The following is a 19,270-nucleotide window of genomic DNA, read 5'->3' as shown; positions in this document are numbered from 1 at the left end:
CCTGAGGTACCGTTTAGGGATGACTTCGGAGCATTTCGACGCCGTCATCGTGGGCGCCGGTTTCGGGGGGATCGGTGCTGCCATCCAGCTCAAGCGGATGGGGTATGAGAACTTCGTCATCCTGGACCGTGAGGACGACCTCGGCGGAACGTGGCACATCAACCGCTACCCGGGCCTGGCCGTCGACGTCCCGACGACCACCTACTCCTACTTCTTCGAGCCCAACCCCAACTGGTCGCGGCTCTTCTCCGCCGGCTCGGAGATCAAGCAGTACGCCAACGACGTGGCCGACAAGTACGACGTGCGCAAGCACATGCGGTTCAACACCACCGTCGACAGCGCCCGCTGGGACGAAGAAGCCAAGGCCTGGTGCGTCGCACTGGCCGGCGGTGAGACGCTGAGCGCGCGCTACCTGATCACGGCCACCGGCTTTCTCTCCCAGCCGAGGACACCGGACATCCCGGGCATCGCGGGCTTCGCGGGCAAGGTCATCCACACCACGGACTGGGACGACAACTACGACCTCGACGGCAAACGGGTCGCCATCATCGGCACCGGTGCCACCGCGGTGCAGCTCATTCCCGAACTTGCGAAGAAGGCCGCAGACCTGACCGTGTACCAACGGACGCCGATCTGGGTGGTGCCCAAGCTCGACTTCGGCTTCTCAGAGCGTGCGAAGCGCCTTTTCGCACGAGTGCCGTTGGTGCAGCGAGCCATCCGTGCGATCACCGACGCGCTCTACGAGTTCTTTGTTTTCGTCGAGCTGCACCAGGGCGACGTCTTCTTCCGTCGACTGAACGTCGCGGCAGGCGACCTCTCCAAGACGCACCGCATTCTCTCTGTTCGGGATCCCGAAGTGCGCAAGCAGTTGACACCCGACTATGACTTCGGCTGCAAGCGGCCGACGTTCTCCAATGACTACTACCGGATGTTCAACAAATCCCATGTCCACCTGCAGTCCAACGGGATCGAACGCATCGAGCCGGACGCAATCGTCTCCAACGACGGCACGAGGACGCCGATCGACACACTCGTGCTGGCCACCGGATTCGACCTGTGGGAGGCGAACTTCCCCGCCATCGAGATCGTCGGACGAGAGGGCCGCAACCTCGGAAAGTGGTGGCGCGACAACAGGTTCCAGGCGTACCAGGGTGTTTCGGTTCCGTACTTCCCCAACTACCTCAGCATGGCCAGCCCGTACGCGTTCCTCGGGCTGAACTTCTTCAACAGCGTCGAATACCAGATGCGGCATATGGACCGACTGTTCGGCGAGGTGAAGCGCCGCGGCGCCACGACGTTCGAGGTCACCGAGACCGCCAACACCCGCTACTTGGACCGGATGACCGAGCTGATCGGCGATTCGGTGTTCATCCGCGGCAATTGCGCTACATCGAGGTCCTATTACTTCGATCCCCGCGGTGAGCCCAACCTGCTGCGCCCCATGGCGACGCGCACGGCGATCAAGGAAGCCTCCGAGTACCCGTTGAGCGACTATCAGATTGCGTGACACGAGAGGAACATCAGCTGTGCCGAAAGGGAATTCACGTGCTGCCCAGGTGGCCGGGCTGGGCTTGGCCGCCGTCGGACTGGCTCATTTCGTGAAGCCGCAGCTGTTCGAGTCGATCACCGTGGCGGCATTCCCGCGCGACACCCGCCAACATATTTACGTCAACGGCGGGATCGAAACCGCGATCGGGCTCGGGCTCGCCGCACCGAAGACCCGCCGCTTCGCGGTCCTCGGCACCGTCGGGTATCTGGCCTACTTGGCGGGCAACGTCGCGCGTAATCGGTAGCGGCCCAACAGCGTCAAGTCGAGAAGCCGCTTCACCGTCGCCAGGCTGTGCGGCGATCGTTCATAGCGCATCAGACGGCCGAGATCGATAACCAGTGACATCGAGGCGTGGACGGCGAACCGCGCTTGTCCGGGTGTCCACTCCGGCCGCACCGCCACCACCAGTTCCACCCAGGCCTCCACAGTCGATCGCTGCATATTGCGCAGGATCTTCTGATCGGACGCCGACATGTTGAGGCGCTCGCTGTAGTAGACGTAGTCCAGCTCCGGCCGGTCGAACGAGCGCACCACGTACCCGTCGATGACCGCGGTCAGAGCTTCTTCCGGGTCGTCGATCGTCGCCGTGATCGTCGACGTGTCCGCCGACAGCCGGTCAGCCGCCCTCCGGAACGCCGCCGCGAGGATGTCGCTCTTACCCGAGAAGTAGCGATAGATCCCCGACGCCGGCATGCCGACCGCCGCCGCGATGTCTTCCATGCCGGTGTCCCGGTACCCGTTGCTGTTGAACAGCTGCATCGATTCGTCCAGCAGCGCTTCGTATCTCGACGACTCCACGCCCGTCGGAGTGTCGGCTTCGACGGTATCGTCGCCGTCGCGCGGGTCGGGAAGTTCGGCGGAGAGAACCGCGTCGGCGAGGTCTGCCAGCAGCGCCCGCACCTGAATGGCCGGCAGCTTGGCCCGGTGATCGACGATGCTGCCAACCACCGAAAGGACCGCCGTGGACAGCGTCCACCGTTGCCGCGCCGTCAGCTCCGGACGAATGGCCCGCAGCGGTCGCTGGATTCGTTGATGGACGGTGCGCATCTGCGATATCAGCGTGGCTTGATCGTCGCCACGCAGGTACCTGCCCTCCCACCGGTACAGCCCGCCGGACTCTCTATTGGCCATCGCGGTGTCGATGAGCGAGGCGATCAGCCGGTGCAGCACGAGTTGCGGGTCCTCGGCCGCGGCGTCATCGGCGAATTCCGTGCAGTCCACCAGCTGCTGGCCGAGGCTGAGCACCGCGTCCCGGAAGAGCTCGTACTTTCCCGCGTAATGCCGGTACAGCGCGGCGGCCGAGATACCGACGCGCGAGGCGATGGCCTCCATGCTCACGCCATGGAAGCCCAGCGTGCTGAACGCTTCTGCCGAAGCGCGCGCGATCTGCGCTTTGCGGTCCTTGGGGCGGCGCCGAATCGTGTCGTCGCTCGCGGGCCGGGGGCGCGCCATGGCGACCACCATAACGGACCTTACGCACACATCGCGTCCCACTTCGGCTGAAAAACCTGAGTCCGAGGCGTTGCAGAGACGAGAATCACCATTAACATAGGGGGGCAGGATCGTGAACGGGGGAACACTTTGCAACAGCGTCACCATCGCCTGGCGTACACCGGAATCGCCGCAGCAGCCTTGCTGGCCGTCGGACTCCTGGCGTTGAACTTCCCGGTCTTCCTCGATGCCTACGACCATTGGGGTTGGCAGATCAAATGCGGCACGGGTTACTTCTCCGATCTGACTCAGGCGGCTGCCACCGTCGGCGACGTGAACTACGTCGACGAATGCGAATCTGCTCTGCTGATACGGCGCACGTGGGCCGGCTCGCTCGTGCTGATCAGCGCGGCGGTGGGTCTCGTCGTCCTGGTCGCTTCCGCGACGACATCGGCTCGCGAGGAGACCCTGCTGGGGTACCGCGAGACTGCCGGTGACCGGCTGACCTAGCATCAGCGCGTGAGCGCGCCCGGCAGCCCGGAACCGGAACTACATCGTCGGCTCGGCACATTCGACGCCGTGACCATCGGTCTGGGTTCGATGGTCGGCGCGGGCATTTTCGTCGCCTTGGCTCCCGCGGCGGCAGCCGCCGGGTCGGCCCTGCTCATCGGTCTGGGTATTGCCGCCGTGGTCGCGTACTGCAACGCCACCTCGTCGGCCCGATTGGCCGCCAAGTACCCGCAGTCCGGCGGCACATACGTGTACGGCAGGGAGCGCCTCGGCGAGTTCTGGGGCTTCACGGCGGGGTGGAGCTTCGTCGTCGGCAAGACCGCATCATGCGCGGCAATGGCGCTGACCGTCGGCTACTACGTGTGGCCGTCCCACGCGCATGCCGTCGCGGTGGCCGCCGTGGTCGCCCTGACGGCGGTGAACTATCTGGGCATCCAGCGCTCGGCGCTGTTGACACGCCTGATCGTCGCCGTGGTCCTTGTCGTGCTCGCAGTGGTGGTGGTCGTGGTCCTTGGATTCGGCGATGCGGATGTCGAGCGGATAGGCATCGGCGCCGACGTCTCGGCCTTCGGCGTGCTGCAGGCCGCCGGACTGCTGTTCTTCGCGTTCGCCGGGTACGCGCGCATCGCCACTCTCGGGGAGGAGGTGCGCGATCCGGTCCGCACGATCCCGCGCGCCATCCCGATCGCGCTGAGCATCGCGCTGGTGGTCTACGGTGTGGTCGCCTTCGCGGTGTTGAGCGAATTAGGCAGTGCCACATTGGCTTCCGCCACGGCTCCCCTTGCCGACGCGGTAGCGGCAGCGGGGTTCGGAGTTCTGGAGCCGATGGTGCGCGCTGGGGCCGCCGTTGCTGCGACCGGTTCATTGCTTGCGCTGGTCCTCGGGGTCTCCCGAACGACGCTGGCGATGGCGCGTGACCGCCATCTGCCGCATGCGCTGGCCGTGGTTCACCCGCGGTTCGGCAGCCCGCACCGGGCCGAGGTTGCGGTCGGCGTCGTGGTGGCCGTCGCGGCGGCGGTGGTGGACGTCCGCAGCGCGATCGGCTTCTCGTCGTTCGCGGTGCTGCTGTACTACGCGATCGCCAACGCGTCGGCCTGGACTCTCGAGCCGGTCGGCCGGCGACATCGGGCCTGTGCCGTGAGAGTCATCCCGGCCGTCGGGCTGGCGGGCTGCCTGCTGCTCGCGTTCACTCTGCCCGTGTCGTCGGCGATCGTCGGCTCTGGTGTGGTCGCCGTCGGGATCGTTGCCTACGGTCTTAGGGCATGGCGTTCTTGACATGGACTCCGCTGTTCAAATGGACCAGAGTCGACTCGCGCGCCGACGACGACTTCGTCGTCGCGCCTGACGAACGTCTGGACTGGTTCCGCACGATCGGCATCGGGGCACAACATGTCGTCGCGATGTTCGGCGCCACCTTCCTGGTGCCGGTGCTCACCGGATTCCCTCCGGCGACCACGCTGCTGTTCTCGGGTGTCGGCACGGTGCTGTTCCTATTGATCACCGGTAATCGACTGCCCAGTTACCTCGGGTCCAGCTTCTCGGTGATCGCTCCGGTCACCGCGGCGGTCGCGTCCAACGGCACCGGCAGCGCTCTAGGCGGCCTCGTCGCGGTCGGGCTGACCCTGATCGTCATCGGCGCGATCGTCCATCTGGTCGGCACACACTGGATCGATGCGGCGCTGCCGCCGGTGGTCACCGGCGCGATCGTCGCCCTCATCGGTTTCAATCTCGCGCCCTCCGCGAAGTCAAATTTCGACAAGGGTCCGCTCGTCGGCATCGTCACCCTGGTGCTGCTGGTGGGAACGCTGGCATTCTTCCGCGGCATCATCGGACGGCTCGCGATCTTCATCGCCGTTGTCGCCGGATACGTGCTCGCCCTGATCCTCGGCGACGTCGACACGTCGGGAATCAAGGCGGCAGCGTGGCTCGGTCTACCCGAGTTCCAGACGCCGACGTTCACGCTGGCGGTGCTGCCGATGTTCCTGCCCGCCGTGATCGCATTGGTCGCCGAGAACGTCGGGCACGTCAAGTCGGTCGGCCAGATGACCGGTACCGACGTCGACCCGGTGACGGGCCGCGCTCTGGTCGCCGACGGGGTGGCCACGACATTGGCAGGCTTCGGCGGCGGTTCGGCGACAACCACATACGCCGAGAACATCGGGGTCATGGCGGCTACCCGCGTCTATTCGACTGCGGCGTACTGGGTTGCCGCAGCGGTCGCCATCATGCTGTCGCTGTGCCCGAAGGTGGGCGCGGCGATCTCAGCCATCCCCGCAGGGGTTCTCGGCGGAGCAACCGTCGTTCTCTACGGACTGGTCGGCATACTCGGAGTGCGGATCTGGCTGACGAACCGGGTCGATTTCTCCAAGCCCCTCAACCAGATGACCGCCGCGATCCCGTTGATCATCGGCATCGCCGACTTCACCTGGCATGCAGGGAATCTGACGTTCACCGGTATCGCGCTCGGTTCGATAGCCGCCCTCGTGGTGTACCACGGTATGCGACTCTTGGGTCTGCGCCAGACTAGGGAGCGCTCCGATGCCGCTGATCCGGCGCCGGAACTCCGTTGACACCCTCGACCGACTGCGCGTAGGTACCCACCGCAAACGCCGCTGCGGACCCCATCACCGACAGCGCGTCGCGGTCGATATTGTCGATCGTGTCGCGGGCTGTGCGGTAGTTGGGGTCATACGGTGCGCCGGCGCGGCCACCCCAAAGCCGGGCCTGCACCTCGGTTTTCGCCTGGTTTGCGCCCGCCGTCAGGCCTCCGACCGGAACGCCGGCGGACAGGAACGCGTAGTAGTCGGTATAGCGGGTCAGCGGCATATCGGCGGGCCGCACCCCGGCGTTGTTGAGGTATCCCGCCAGCGTCCGTTCGATACCCGCCGAGCCGTCAGGGACTGTCTTCAATGGGATTTCGGGGTTCGGCTGGCCCGACTGGTCACCGTCGTAGGTGAAGTACCCGGCGTTCGGTGAGCCGATCATGTCAAGGTTGAGGTACAGCGCGATCTCGTCGAGCTCTCCGCCCTGCAGTCCGCGGATGTATTTCGTCGCCCCCTGAAGCGAGTTCTCCTCCGAACCCCATAAAGCGAACCGCACGGCATTGTGGATCTGCGGAGACGAACCGAGCGCCGCCGCGGTCTCCAGCACCGCCGCGACGCCGGAGCCGTCATCGTTGATGCCGGGACTGACGGCTGAGCTGTCGAGGTGTGCGCCTACCATCACCACGTTATTGGTATCGCCGGACTTCGTTTGTGCCAGCACGTTTCGTACCTTCTTCATGACCGGCTTGTTGTCCAGCACCAGCTTCACGGGCGCGTTGGTCCTGCGCAACGCCGCGTTGACATCGTCGCCGATGACGCCGACGGGGACGGTGAGCTTCTGGTAGTACCCCGGAGTGAAGAGGCCTGCCGGGCTGCCGTTGGCCCCCGGGACGCTGACGACGAGCATGCCGACGGCACCTCTGTCCACGGCGGCGTTCTCCTTGTCGACAATCGAGCAGCCCGTGTCGTCGACGACGGCGATCGCGCCCTTCACCGATGTCGTGCCGTAGTCAGCGGCGCGGCAGCCGGCCGCCGCCTTCTGTGGTCGCAGCGTCACCGCGTTCAGCCCGCCCCGCGGGGTGGTGATCAGAAGTGACGCCTGGTCGACGTCGTGATTGCGGCCGCCGATCGTGAGTTGCGGGTTTCCGCCCTGCGTGCGTTCCAGAACCTCGAATTCCGGAGTTTGGACATCAAAACCCTTGTCCTGCAGAAACTTTACGACGTAGTCCACGCTTGCGTCGTATCCTGGGGTGCCATTGGCCCTGCTGCCGCCGTTCGCATCCGCGATCTTCTGCAGTTCCTGCAGGTGGGTGTACATCCTGTCAACGCCGACCTTGCCCGCCAATTCGGCTGCCAGATCCGGTGACGGCCCCGCCGAGTCAGATGAGGAGCACGACGTCAGCACCACGACCGCCGCGACGGCTGCTGCCCACTTCATCATGATTCGAGTACGTGGCGCGTGCGGTCGTCGCGGATCGGGATACCGTTACGTCCACTCTGATCCTGCGCGTAGAGCGCGACCGCGTATGCGGCACCGCGACCGTTGATTTCGAACGCGGTCTGATCCAGGTTGTCGATCGTGTCGCCGGCCTTGTGGTAATTCGGATCGAACGGCTGACCCGCTTCGCCGCCCCACCGCTCGGCCTGCTCGGGAGTCATCTTCTCCTCGGCGCCGGTGAACAGACCACCTGCGGCGATACCGGCGAGGGTGAAGCTACTGAAGTCGGAACGACCTTCGAATTGAATGTCCTCGGGGTCCTTTCCGGCTCTCTTCAGATACGCCACGAGCGTGCGCTCGATACCCGCCGACCCTTCCGGTATGCGCGGCGCCTGCGCATTCGGGTCCGGCGCAGCGGACTGATCGCCGTCGATGGTGAAGTACCCGGGGTTGGGCGAGGCGACCATGTCGAAGTTCAGGTAGAGCGAGAGATCCTTGAGCTGGTCGACGTTCAGAGAGGCCACGTAGTTGTTCGACCCGAGCAGCCCGAGTTCCTCTGCGCCCCAGAACCCGAAACGGACCGCGTTCTTCACATCCGGGGTCGGGCCCAGCTGCAGCGCCGTCTCCAGAACCGTCGCCACTCCTGAGCCGTTGTCATTGATCCCGGGTCCCTCGGGCACGCTGTCGAGGTGGGCACCCGTCATCACCACGTCGGAGGTGGATCCCGTCTTCGTCTGGGCCACCACGTTGCGGGTGTGCTCGACGCGCACGCCTGCGTTGAGTTTGATGGTCGTCTGCCCGGGGTCGGCGCGCAACCGCTCGCCGGAAGCCTTCGTGATCGAGATGACCGGGATCTTCACGTCGGCGTCGCCGAGCGTGCCTCCCATCTCGTCGCCGTCGACGTTGTTGGTGACGATCAACGCGACCGCGCCACGTTCGGCGGCCGCGGCCTGCTTGTCGCCGAACTGACACTTTCCGCGGTCCACGAGAACGACCGCACCCTTGACCGGAAGGCCGTCGTAGTCGGACGCCGTGCACCCCGGCGAGTCCTCGACGCGCGCGGGCACCAGCTCGCCCGCCACACCGTCGGGCCCTGTGCCGATGGTGTACTCGAGCGGCGCGGCCGCGATCGGGGCACCTCCCACAGTCAGGGCCGGCTTGTCGGCGTAAGGAATTCGCACTTCGAACTCGGGGGTCTGGACGTCGAAACCTTTGTCCCGCAGCGTGTTCGCGACGTAGTCGACACTCGCGTCGTAGCCGGGGCTACCGAGCGAACGGTTACCCCCGTGCTCGTCGGCGATCTCCTGCAGTTTGGTGACGTGCGCCATCATCGCGTCTTTGGTCACGGCCTGTGACACCTTATCCGCGAAGTCCGTGGCGGCCGTGGTGGGACCCGCGGGGGTCGGCGGTGGCTCAGACGGCTGAGGGCGCATTTCGCGTCCACACCCCGACAGCACCATGACTGCGACCACCGACAGCGTGGCGATTCTCGAAAACGTTGTATGCCCCATCGCCCACCACGTTAGCCCGAGCCGGGCGCACCGCGACCGGACATCTGCGCAACAACCAGATCTGCGACGATTCGCATGCCCGCGGCGTTGGGGTGCAAGGGCGCAGGGCGGCCGGGCAGCGGCAGACCGAATCGTGTCGTCCACGGATCTGCAGACCACGCGTGGTGCTCAGTGCTGTGCTCGGCGACGCGCACCAATTCGCAACCGGTGTCAGTGGCGGCCTCGGCGGTGGCCCGCGCGAGTTCGGCTGCCACGTGGCGCCCCGTCGCGACATCGGTATCAGACAGCGGAGGCGCAGGGACGCCGGGCGGGGGCAGCAGCGTCAGGTAGTCCACGAACAAAACCCGCGCTTCGGGTGCGCGCTCGCGCAGCACGCGACCGACACGTCTGAGTGACTCACCGACCTCGACGAGTGCCCGATCGCGCGCTGAGGCGTCGAGCTGTTCGGTGAACCGGGCGCCGAGCAGCGGCAGGGCACGGACGAACCGGGGCAGACCGGCTGCGTAGAGCAACGGCACATATCCAACGTCGTTACCGCCGATCGTCACGGTGACCAGATGCTCGGTCCCGTCGAGCGCCTCGATCTGCGCCCGAGCTCCCGGCTGCGGCTCCGCCAGCACATTGGCGGTCGTCGCACCGGAGTACGTCACGTCGACGAGTTCGAGCCCGAGCCGCTGCGCCACCAGGTGTGGATAGTTACGGGCCGAACGTCCCGCGAAGAACGGGGCGCCCTCGGCCCGTGGCCTGATGCCGGGACCGGCAGCCATCGAACTGCCCAGTGCCACATACCGACTCATCGGACTCAGAGCGACGGGCTGGACGCCTGCGCCCAGAACCTCTTCGGAATCCGGCCCGCCTGGCGGGCCAGGTATCCGGCGATTACTGCTGAGGCCATCGCCGCGGCCATTGTGGGCGGATCGGCGGCACGGGTGACGGCCGTCGCGAGAAGCACTGCGTCGCAACCCAGCTCCATCGCCAGCGCGGCGTCGCTAGCGGTGCCGATGCCTGCGTCGAGCACCACCGGCACGGACGAGTGTTCGACGATCATCGCGATGTTGTGTGGGTTCGCGATGCCCAGCCCCGTACCGATCGGCGAGCCCAGCGGCATGACCGCCGCACAGCCGGTGTCCTCGAGCCTGCGTGCGAGCACCGGGTCATCGTTGGTGTAGGGCAGCACGACGAACCCGTCGTCGACCAACTGCTCTGCTGCCCTGATCAATTCGACAGCATCTGGCAGCAGTGTGCGCTCGTCTGCGATGACTTCCAGCTTGACCCAGTCGGTATGCAGCGCTTCACGCGCGAGCTGGGCGGTCAGCACCGCCTCGGCGGCGCCGCGGCAGCCGGCGGTGTTCGGCAACGGCGTGATGCCGAGCCGGTTGAGAAGATCGAGCACACCGGTGCCGCCCTCGCTGTCGACGCGCCGCATCGCCACGGTGGTCAGTTCGGTGCCGGACGCCACCAGCGCCTCTTCGAGAACGGTGAGGTTGGCCGCACCGCCCGTCCCGAGAATGAGTCGCGAACCGAACTCGCGACCCGCGATCGTCAGCGTCGTGTCAACCACCCTGCACCGCCGTCACCACCTCCACCCGCGCGCCATCGGCGAGCGTCGTCTGCCATTGCGAGCGGGGAAGCACCGACCAGTCGACCGCTACCGCAATGCCCTTGACCGAAAAGCCCAGCTGGTCAAGCAATGCGGCGACGGTCGTCTCTTCTTCGACTTCCACGGCTTCGTCGTTCACCAGGATTTTCATTGAATCCTCACCGCGCTCCCCACCAGGTCGACGTCGGGCAGCGGAGCACCGTTCAGCTCGCCGAGGATGGCCTCCGCCGTCCACGGTGCCAGCAGAAAACCGTTGCGGCCGTGTCCACCTGCGACCAGCGTGCGCTCGTCGAGCCTCCCGACGAGCGGCAGCCCGTCGGGAGTCATCGGGCGCAGGCCTGCGGCGCATTCGGCGAGTTCGTACTCGCCGAGCGCGGGCATCACCGCGCAGGCGTCGTCGAGCAGTTCGCGCACGCCGGTGACCGCCGGCGCGCTGTCGCGGCCGTGCTCGTACTGGGTGGCGCCTACAACCAGGCCGTCGTGTCGAGGCACGAGGTACACCTGACGGCCGTGTACGCGGGCGCGAATCACGCGCTGCGGCACCGGCATACATCCTCGCCGCCAGCGCAGCCGAAGCACCTCACCCTTCACCGGGCGGATCGGCAGGCCGGGCCACAGCGACGGCGCATCGATACCGTTCGCGATCACCACGCTCTCCGCTCGAGCTTCGGTCAACGCACCGACGGGCGGCGCCCATTGCACTCCGAGGCGTTCACAATGTGCGGCAAGCGCATCGACAAGCACCCGATTGTCGACGGCCAATTCGGTTTCCGCGCGGAAGCCGTGACGAATGCCCTGGGCCAGCAGCGGTTCGATCTCGCGGGCGGCGGTGGTGAGTGTCACCGGATGCCCCTGCGCAGCCAACCACTCGCCGACGGTTCTCAGGTCCGTGGCATCGGCCCTGTCCACGGCGACCACCAGAGACTCGCGCGCGGTGACGACGCGCTCCGGCAGGCCATCGAGGAAAGACCCCGAGCCCACCCGGTTCCACATGGCCAGCGATGCCAGCCCGAGCCGCAGCAGACGTTCCTCGCCGGGCCAGCCCTCGCTGTGCGGGGCGAGCATCCCGCCCGCGACCCATGACGCGCCGTACTCATCGCTGCGGTGGACGCGAACGGCCCAGCCGTCGAGCGCGGCGCGGCGCGCGACGGACAGCCCGATGACGCCGCCACCGATGACGGCGAGTGATCCTGTACCTGAGCCCATGGTCCCTCCCTTCGCCGGCATGACCCGGATCAGGTGTGACGGTAAGGGCAGGCGTGCCCACTCTCAGCCCCCGGTCTCGGGACTCCCGTGTCGACTCCCCAGAGTACTAGGGCCGCGCCAGTGCCATAGGCGCCTTCGCTGCCGCCGACCGTCGACGGTGCTGCGCCGCGCGCATCAAGATCTTGGGCCTCAGCAGGTTCGTGGGCGGATCGAGCAGCCCGACGACCCGCATGAACTGTTCGGCGACCTCGACGTCGTACTCCGCTACGGCCCCCAACCGGTCGGCGTACGCGTTGGTCAGCCGAACCGACAGCGGCCTGTTGCCCTCGATCTCCGGAAGGTTGAGGTCGGCGCCGGATGCGAACTTCCATGCGACTGCGATGGGTTTGGCCGCGGCACGGAAGTACCGTCGCGCCAGGTCCGTCGGCCCGGCCTGCAGACACCGGCCCAGTGATTCCGCCTGAAGCAACGCCACGGTCATGCCCTGCCCATAGATGGGGTTGAAACTGCACATCGCATCGCCGAGCACCAGCAGCCCACCGGGGAACCGGCGCAGCTTGTCGTACCTGCGCCACCGGCTCTCGGGGTAGCCGAACAGACATACCTCGGAGAGTGGTTCACCAGCGCTGACCGCGTCGACCAGATGCGCGGGCGCGATACCTGCGGCGACCGCAACCATCTCCTCGAACTCGTCGGGTGGCCGATACCCGGCCACGCCGAACACCGTCAACATCCACATGTCGTCCTCGTATCCCAGTAACGCCATTCCGGTCGGCCTGCCGGGAACCGGGCTGACGAGGACGATCTTCTCCCGCAGCGTGCCCGGCGGCAGGCGCAGCAGCTGACTCGCATACGTCACGCGCACCTTGACCTGTTCCTCGGGCGGGCGGCCGTAACCCAGCGCCGCGAGGAATGCCGGCGTCCGCGCGGCGCGACCCATCGCGTCGACCACCAGGTCGGCGTTGAGCAGGTGTTCCCGGTCGCTGCTGTTGGCTCTGATCCGCGCTCCCGTGACCCGATCACCGTCCGCATTGCATATCAGCTCGACAACGTCGTACCCATCCAGCATGCTGACATTTCCGATGGCGCGAAGCCGCTGTCGGACAAGGCTTTCCAGTAACGGTCGGCTCGGCATGAAGATCGGGGGAATATCGACGAAGCTGCCGCTGCGGGTCGTCACGTGTCCCCCTGCCGACATGTGCACCTCAGAAAGGTCCCGATAGTCGAGCATCGGCACCTCAGCTCCGACGAGATCTTCGGTGAACCCCGGGAAGAACTCGTTGAGAGCCGCCAAACCTCTCCCGAGAATCGCGTGACCGTGCCTGCCCTGCGGGACGCCCCGCCGATTGGCCGCCCCCGGCGGAAGCACATCGCGTTCGACCACGGTCACCGTGTCGTAATAGTCCGCGAGGACACGCGCGGCCGAAAGCCCGCCCATGCTCGCTCCCAGCACCACTGCGTGTTCACCGATTCTCGCCATGAATCGACCATCCGCGGCCGGGCGGGGAGGGCATAGCGTAGTCGGCTACGCCAGTCCCGAACGCGGTCGCTACCGTCGCGGTGTGCCCCAACTCCGCGAACGCCTGAACTCAGCGCAGCTCTACCTCTGCACCGACGCGCGGCGCGAGCGCGGCGACCTTGCGGAGTTCGCGGACGCGGCGCTTGCGGGCGGGGTCGACATCATCCAGTTGCGGGACAAGGGCTCTGAAGGTGAGCGGCGATTCGGCCCGCTGGAGGCGCGCGCAGAACTCGAGTCGCTGGCCGTCCTCGCCGAGGCCGCGCACCGGCATGGTGCATTGCTTGCCGTCAACGACAGGGCCGACATCGCGCGCGCCGCAGGCGCCGACGTCCTGCACCTCGGTCAGGACGACCTGCCGCTCGCGGTCGCGCGGAACGTCATCGGTCCCTCTTCGCTGATTGGCCGGTCCACCCACGACGACGCCCAGGTGGCCGCGGCGACGTCAGAAGATGTCGACTACTTCTGCGTTGGGCCCTGCTGGCCCACACCGACCAAACCCGGCCGCGCGGCACCGGGTCTGGATCTGGTGCGCGTAGCGGCGCAGTCGGAGACGTCCAAACCATGGTTCGCCATCGGCGGGATCGACTCGACACGTCTGCCCGAGGTCATCGCCGCCGGCGCGCGACGGGTTGTGGTGGTCCGCGCAATCACGGCGGCCGACGACCCGAGCGCTGCGGCGCGACTACTGAAAGACGAGCTCAGAGACGCTTGTTGACCAGCAGCGGGATGGCCGCGGATTCGGTGCGCAACAGTGCCCAGCTGGCGGCGAAGCCCGGATGGAGCGGCAGTTCTGCGACTTCGTCCTCGGCGACCCAGCGCAGTTCCGCACTCTCCCGATTGGGCGTGGTCGGTAGCTGCTGCGGGGCATCGGCGATGACCGTGGTGTAGCTCCAATATTCGTCGTCGGTGCCGAACACCTCTTTGGTGATGACCTTCGCGCGCACCGTGAGCTGGTCCTCGGTCAGCCCGGCTTCCTCGTGTGCCTCCCTGATGGCGGCCTGCTCCACGGTTTCGTGACTATCCCGGGCGCCGCCCGGTAGAGCCCACGTTCCGCCCTGATGACTCCACGGCGCCCGGTGTTGCAACAGCACCGCCGCCGAACCGTCTCGGTGCGGCGCCCGCAGCAGCAGACCGGCCGCACCGTGCCTACCCCAGAACCAGGCGCCGGTGTCGGACACCACCCAGCCGTCACCATCGCCGCGCACGCGTCAAGAATACGGACGCGCGTCTTCAATGAAGCTCTTAGCATTTTTTTATAGAGTGGAGGCCGTCGGAAAAGCACTAACTGGATGAGGTCCACGCACACGTGACTGTGGAGTTGGCGCACCCGTCGACGGAGCCACTTGCGTCGCGGTCGCCCACAACACCAGCGCACCCACGCTGGTGGTTCCTCTGGACCACCCCCGGCCGCATCCTGAGCATCGGCGTCGTGTTGTCCACGTTGGTGATCGCGAGCGCATTTGCCACCTCGACGACCATCAACGACCGCCAAGAGGCGCTGACCACCGTCCTTAACCACACCGAGCCGTTGGCGTTCGCGGCCGGACAGCTCTACACCACGCTGTCGGTCGCCGACGCCGCAGCGGCGACGGCATTCATCGCCGGCTCCGAACCGCAGGACGTCCGGCAGCGCTATGAGCAGGCGATCACCGACGCCTCTGTCGCGGTCACCCGCGCGTCGAGCGGGCTCACCGACGAGCCGATGGTGCAGCTGCTCGGCCGCGTCAACGCCGAACTCTCGGTGTACACCGGGCTGGTCGAGACCGCGCGGACCAACAACAGAGCCGGAAATCCGGTCGGCTCCTCATATCTGTCCGAGGCGTCGGCGTTGATGCAGACCCGGATCCTGCCCGACGCGCAGCGGCTCTACGAGCAGACCGCGGCGCGGGTGGATACTGAGACGTCGGCCTCGACACGGATTCCCGGTCCGGTGATCCTCGTCGTACTCGCGACTCTGATGTTCGGTGTGTTCGCGAACAGGTGGCTGGCGCGCCGGACCCGACGTCGGATCAACATCGGATTCGTCGCGGGCGGCATGGCGGTGCTGATCATGCTGGTCTGGGTCGGAACCGCACTCATCATCTCGACCGCCGACAGCCGCAGCGCGAAAGACACTGCGGCCGAATCGCTCAAGACCGTGACCAATCTCGCGATCAGCGCACAACAGGCCCGTGCCGACGAAACGCTGTCGCTGATTCGCCGGGGTGACGAGAACGTGCGCAAGCAGTCCTACTATCAGCGCATCGACGTGATGCAGCAGCAACTGTCGGACTACCTCGCGCGCGACGACGTGGTCGACAAGACCGATCTCGCCGACGCCGAGCAGCTCCTCAAGAGGTGGCGCGCGGCCGACGACCGGATCAACGCCTACATCGCAGTCGGCAACTACCAGGCGGCCACGCAGGTGGCGCTCGGCACCGGTGAGGACGACTCCACCCCCGCGTTCAACAAGCTCGACGACGCGCTCGGCAAGGGCATCGCCGAAAGCCGCGATCAGCTGCGCGGCGACATCGTCAACGCCCACCGCGTGCTGTCTGGCGCTACCGTCGGAGCAGCGGTCCTGTCCGTCGTGGCCGCGCTGGCGGTGGCGCTGGGACTGTGGCCAAGATTAAGCGAGTACAGATGATCGGGAAGCTCAGGCAGCTGACGGTCGTCCTCGCCGCGGCCGCGGTGCTGACGGGCTGCGCGCAGGCGTCGTCGGTGATTCAGACACCCGGCGTCACGCTCCCCCCGCCGACACCCGCGGGCATGGAGGAAATGCCGCCGGAACCGGTGCGAATACCCGACGACGCCAGCGACGACTGCGACCGCACCGCGAGCCTGCGCCCGTTCAACAATCAGGCCGACGCCGACGCCGCGGTGGAGAACATCCGGACGCGCGGGCGGCTGATCGTCGGACTCGACATCGGCAGCAATCTCTTCTCCTTTCGCGATCCGATCACCGGCGACATCACCGGATTTGACGTCGACATCGCCGGCGAGATCGCACGCGACATCTTCGGCACCCCGTCACAGGTCGAGTACCGCATCCTGTCGTCGGCCGACCGGATCGCCGGACTGCAGAACAACCAGGTGGACGTCGTCGTCAAGACCATGACGATCACGTGCGCACGCAAGAAGCTCATCAACTTCTCCACCGTGTACTTCAACGCCAACCAGCGGATCCTGGCATCACGCGATTCGACGATCTCGGAACCGTCGGATCTGTCCGGTAAGCGGGTGTGCGTCGCGAAGGGCACGACGTCGATGCAGCGGATCCAGGAGATCACGCCGCCGCCGATCATCGTCGGCGTCGTCGCCTGGGCGGACTGCCTGGTCGCGTTGCAGCAGAGGCAGGCCGACGCGGTGAGCACCGACGACTCCATCCTGGCCGGGCTGGTGTCGCAGGATCCGTATCTTCACATCGTCGGGCCCAGCCTCAACGAGGAGCCCTACGGAATCGGGATCAACCTGGAGAACACCGGGCTGGTGCGCTTCGTCAACGGCACGCTGGAGCGCATCCGGCGCGATGGCACGTGGAACACGTTGTACCGCAAGTGGTTGACGGTGCTCGGCCCCGCGCCTGCACCCCCAGTGGCAAGGTATTCGGGCTGATGGCCGAGGTACCGTCCGAAGAATTCGACGCAGCCGGACCGGGCACCCAACCGGCCAGCCTCGAGGACATGGACGTGGACAGCGCCGCCACGCTGCGGCCGATGGCCACCCAGGCGGTCTTCCGCCCGCACTTCGACGACGATTCCGAGGGAACGTTCGCCGGGACCGGCGACACCGAACCGCAGGAGCAGACGACGGCGACGCGGGCTCTCTCGCCGATGCGCCGCCTCGGCGGCGGTCTGGTAGAGATTCCACGCGTACATGCGAAGGATCCGCTTGAGGCCTTGATGATCAACCCGGTTGTCGCCGAGTCGAAGCGGTTCTGCTGGAACTGCGGCCGCCCGGTCGGCAGGTCAACCGATGACGGTGAGGCGCTGTCGGAAGGCTGGTGCCCCCACTGCGGCAGCGCGTATTCGTTTCTGCCGCAACTGAGCCCCGGCGACCGGGTCGCCGACCAGTACGAGATCAAGGGATGCATCGCCCACGGCGGACTCGGCTGGGTGTACCTCGCGCTGGACCACAACGTCAACGAACGCCCGGTCGTGCTCAAGGGTTTGGTGCACTCCGGCGATGCCGAGGCACAGAAGATCGCGATGCTCGAGCGGCGGTTCCTCGCCGAGGTCACCCATCCCGGAATCGTGAAGATCTACAACTTCGTCGAGCACGAGGACAAGAACGGCAACCCCGTCGGGTACATCGTGATGGAGTTCGTCGGCGGCACGTCGCTCAAACAGGCCAAGAAAGCCGAGCGGGTACCGGTCGCGCAGGCCATTGGCTACATGCTGGAGATCCTGCCCGCGCTTGGCTATCTGCACTCGATCGGGCTGGCCTACAACGACCTGAAGCCCGAGAACATCATGATCACCGAGGAGCAGCTCAAGCTGATCGACCTCGGTGCGGTGTCGACCATCAACTCGTTCGGATACCTCTATGGCACACCGGGTTACCAGGCGCCGGAGATTGTGCGGACGGGACCGACGGTCGCCACCGACATCTATACGGTCGGTCGCACCCTGGCGGCGCTGACGCTGAATCTGCGGACACGAAAGGGGCGATACACCGACGGTCTGCCGGAGGACGATCCGGTGCTCACCGAGTACGACTCGTTCGCGCGGCTGTTGCGCCGCGCGATCGATCCGGATCCGCGGCGGCGATTCGCCAGCTCGGAGGAGATGACGAGTCAGCTGCTCGGAGTGCTGCGCGAAGTGGTGGCGCGGGACACCGGTGTGCCCCGGCCCGGCCTGTCGACGGTGTTCTCCCCCTCGCGGATGACGTTCGGGGTTGACCTGCTGGTGGCCCACACCGACGTGTACCTCGACGGGCAGGTGCATTCCGAGCGGCTGACCGCGCAGGAGATCGTCAAGGCGCTGCAGGTGCCACTGGTCGACCCGGCGGACATCGGCGCCACGGTGATATCGGCGAACGTGCTCTCACAGCCGGTGCAGACGCTGGATTCGTTGCGGGCTGCCCGGCACGGTGCGCTCGATTCCGAGGGCATCGATCTCTCGGAGTCGGTGGAGCTGCCGCTGATGGAGGTGCGTGCGCTGCTCGACCTCGGCGATGTCGCGAAGGCGACGCGCAAACTCGACGATCTGGCTGAGCGCGTCGGCTGGCGCTGGCGACTGGTGTGGTTCCGCGCGGTCTCGGCGATGCTGACCTCCGACTATGACTCCGCCACAAAGTATTTCACCGAGGTCCTCGACACCCTGCCTGGCGAGCTGGCACCCAAGCTCGCCCTCGCCGCCACGGCGGAACTGGCGGGTGCGGTGGCCGACGAGGCCCACCAACGCAAGTTCTACGACACCGTGTGGTCCACCGACAACGGCGTCATCTCCGCCGGGTTCGGCTTGGCCCGCTCGGAATCGGCGGCCGGCGACCGCGACGGCGCCGTGCGAACGCTGGACCAGGTACCGGTCATGTCGCGGCACTTCACCACCGCGAGGCTGACAAGCGCGGTGACACTGCTGTCGGGGCGGTCGACCAACGAGGTCACCGAGCAACACATCCGCGACGCTGCCCGACGTGTCGAGGCACTCCCCGACACCGAGCCGCGAGTGCTGCAGATCCGGGCGCTCGTCCTCGGCACCGCGATGGACTGGCTGGCCGACAACACCGCAAGCACCAACCACATCCTCGGCTTTCCGTTCACCGAGCACGGACTGCAGCTCGGCGTCGAGACGTCATTGCGCAACCTCGCGCGCGTGGCGCCTACCCAGGCTCATCGGTACGCACTGGTTGATTTGGCAAACAGCGTGCGGCCCACGTCGACCTTCTAAAAGACCTGGCCAGACCCCAATTTCTCAGCAAATCCCAATGGTGGATGCGCTGATCTCGTAGTAGCGTTCGTACCAGGTTGAGTCCACAGCCTT

The 19,270-nt window shown here is 66.5% G+C and carries 18 protein-coding genes; 9 read left to right on the top strand and 9 right to left on the bottom strand.

Going from position 1 to position 19,270, the window contains the following annotated elements:
* The first annotated feature begins 19 nt into the window (after window positions 1–19).
* Window positions 20–1,507 (top strand): flavin-containing monooxygenase, encoded by a 1,488-nt coding sequence (locus AB4Z42_RS00725; protein ID WP_442007215.1) that lies wholly within the window; start codon window positions 20–22, stop codon window positions 1,505–1,507.
* Window positions 1,508–1,526: 19 nt separating this feature from the next.
* Entirely contained in the window at window positions 1,527–1,793 is a 267-nt protein-coding gene (locus tag AB4Z42_RS00720) for a hypothetical protein (protein ID WP_442007214.1), read from the top strand.
* On the opposite strand, the gene AB4Z42_RS00715 is transcribed toward AB4Z42_RS00720, so the two are convergent.
* Window positions 1,760–3,001: a TetR/AcrR family transcriptional regulator gene (locus AB4Z42_RS00715; protein WP_442007213.1), complete on the bottom strand. Its 1,242-nt coding sequence runs from the start codon at window positions 2,999–3,001 to the stop codon at window positions 1,760–1,762. The two genes, AB4Z42_RS00720 and AB4Z42_RS00715, sit on opposite strands and share 34 nt — an antisense overlap.
* A gap of 129 nt (window positions 3,002–3,130) precedes the next feature.
* On the opposite strand from AB4Z42_RS00715, the gene AB4Z42_RS00710 reads away from it, so the two are divergent.
* The 3 genes from AB4Z42_RS00710 to AB4Z42_RS00700 are packed head-to-tail and all read left to right on the top strand — an operon-like array spanning window position 3,131 to window position 6,060.
* Entirely contained in the window at window positions 3,131–3,490 is a 360-nt protein-coding gene (locus AB4Z42_RS00710) for a hypothetical protein (RefSeq protein WP_442007212.1), read from the top strand.
* A gap of 9 nt (window positions 3,491–3,499) precedes the next feature.
* On the top strand, window positions 3,500–4,765 hold the full coding sequence (locus AB4Z42_RS00705) for an APC family permease (protein ID WP_442007211.1): 1,266 nt from the start codon (window positions 3,500–3,502) through the stop codon (window positions 4,763–4,765).
* A complete protein-coding gene (locus AB4Z42_RS00700) occupies window positions 4,753–6,060 on the top strand; it encodes a uracil-xanthine permease family protein (protein ID WP_442007210.1) in 1,308 nt (435 codons plus the stop codon). The genes AB4Z42_RS00705 and AB4Z42_RS00700 overlap by 13 nt, the downstream gene beginning before the upstream one ends.
* On the opposite strand, the gene AB4Z42_RS00695 is transcribed toward AB4Z42_RS00700, so the two are convergent.
* The 7 genes from AB4Z42_RS00695 to AB4Z42_RS00665 all read right to left on the bottom strand — a co-directional run bounded on the left by AB4Z42_RS00695 (window position 6,014) and on the right by AB4Z42_RS00665 (window position 13,268).
* Complete coding sequence (locus AB4Z42_RS00695; RefSeq protein ID WP_442007209.1) at window positions 6,014–7,474, bottom strand: M28 family peptidase; 1,461 nt, start codon at window positions 7,472–7,474, stop codon at window positions 6,014–6,016. The two genes, AB4Z42_RS00700 and AB4Z42_RS00695, sit on opposite strands and share 47 nt — an antisense overlap.
* The gene (locus AB4Z42_RS00690) at window positions 7,471–8,982 is read right to left on the bottom strand and encodes a M28 family metallopeptidase (protein ID WP_442007208.1); all 1,512 of its coding nucleotides are present in this window, start codon (window positions 8,980–8,982) and stop codon (window positions 7,471–7,473) included. The genes AB4Z42_RS00695 and AB4Z42_RS00690 overlap by 4 nt, the downstream gene beginning before the upstream one ends.
* Window positions 8,983–8,993: 11 nt before the next feature.
* Window positions 8,994–9,779: an SGNH/GDSL hydrolase family protein gene (locus AB4Z42_RS00685; RefSeq protein WP_442007207.1), complete on the bottom strand. Its 786-nt coding sequence runs from the start codon at window positions 9,777–9,779 to the stop codon at window positions 8,994–8,996.
* Between the two features lie 5 nt (window positions 9,780–9,784).
* Window positions 9,785–10,543: a thiazole synthase gene (locus tag AB4Z42_RS00680; RefSeq protein ID WP_442007206.1), complete on the bottom strand. Its 759-nt coding sequence runs from the start codon at window positions 10,541–10,543 to the stop codon at window positions 9,785–9,787.
* Complete coding sequence (gene thiS / locus AB4Z42_RS00675; RefSeq protein WP_442007205.1) at window positions 10,536–10,733, bottom strand: sulfur carrier protein ThiS; 198 nt, start codon at window positions 10,731–10,733, stop codon at window positions 10,536–10,538. Before thiS ends, AB4Z42_RS00680 begins: the two co-directional genes overlap by 8 nt.
* A complete protein-coding gene (gene thiO / locus AB4Z42_RS00670; RefSeq protein WP_442007204.1) occupies window positions 10,730–11,788 on the bottom strand; it encodes a glycine oxidase ThiO in 1,059 nt (352 codons plus the stop codon). The genes thiS and thiO overlap by 4 nt, the downstream gene beginning before the upstream one ends.
* Window positions 11,789–11,894: 106 nt before the next feature.
* Complete coding sequence (locus AB4Z42_RS00665) at window positions 11,895–13,268, bottom strand: FAD-dependent oxidoreductase (protein WP_442007203.1); 1,374 nt, start codon at window positions 13,266–13,268, stop codon at window positions 11,895–11,897.
* An 82-nt stretch (window positions 13,269–13,350) separates the two neighbouring features.
* Between AB4Z42_RS00665 and thiE the strand changes: the two genes are divergently transcribed.
* The gene (gene thiE, locus AB4Z42_RS00660) at window positions 13,351–14,022 is read left to right on the top strand and encodes a thiamine phosphate synthase (RefSeq protein WP_442007202.1); all 672 of its coding nucleotides are present in this window, start codon (window positions 13,351–13,353) and stop codon (window positions 14,020–14,022) included.
* Here the strand turns inward: thiE and AB4Z42_RS00655 are convergent.
* Entirely contained in the window at window positions 14,006–14,512 is a 507-nt protein-coding gene (locus AB4Z42_RS00655; RefSeq protein WP_442007201.1) for an NUDIX hydrolase, read from the bottom strand. The two genes, thiE and AB4Z42_RS00655, sit on opposite strands and share 17 nt — an antisense overlap.
* A 101-nt stretch (window positions 14,513–14,613) precedes the next feature.
* Here AB4Z42_RS00655 and glnX point away from each other — a divergent pair, with 101 nt between their 5' ends.
* The 3 genes from glnX to AB4Z42_RS00640 are packed head-to-tail and all read left to right on the top strand — an operon-like array spanning window position 14,614 to window position 19,177.
* The gene (gene glnX / locus AB4Z42_RS00650) at window positions 14,614–15,933 is read left to right on the top strand and encodes a protein kinase G-activating protein GlnX (protein ID WP_442007200.1); all 1,320 of its coding nucleotides are present in this window, start codon (window positions 14,614–14,616) and stop codon (window positions 15,931–15,933) included.
* Window positions 15,930–16,901 (top strand): glutamate ABC transporter substrate-binding protein, encoded by a 972-nt coding sequence (locus tag AB4Z42_RS00645; protein WP_442007199.1) that lies wholly within the window; start codon window positions 15,930–15,932, stop codon window positions 16,899–16,901. Before glnX ends, AB4Z42_RS00645 begins: the two co-directional genes overlap by 4 nt.
* Window positions 16,901–19,177: a serine/threonine-protein kinase PknG gene (locus tag AB4Z42_RS00640; protein WP_442007198.1), complete on the top strand. Its 2,277-nt coding sequence runs from the start codon at window positions 16,901–16,903 to the stop codon at window positions 19,175–19,177. The genes AB4Z42_RS00645 and AB4Z42_RS00640 overlap by 1 nt, the downstream gene beginning before the upstream one ends.
* Window positions 19,178–19,270: the final 93 nt, after the last annotated feature.

The organism is Mycobacterium sp. 2YAF39 (assembly GCF_052114565.1).
Taxonomy (GTDB): domain Bacteria; phylum Actinomycetota; class Actinomycetes; order Mycobacteriales; family Mycobacteriaceae; genus Mycobacterium.
Note: the sequence above shows the minus strand (reverse complement) of the source record. Positions and strands in the feature narration are given on the sequence as shown.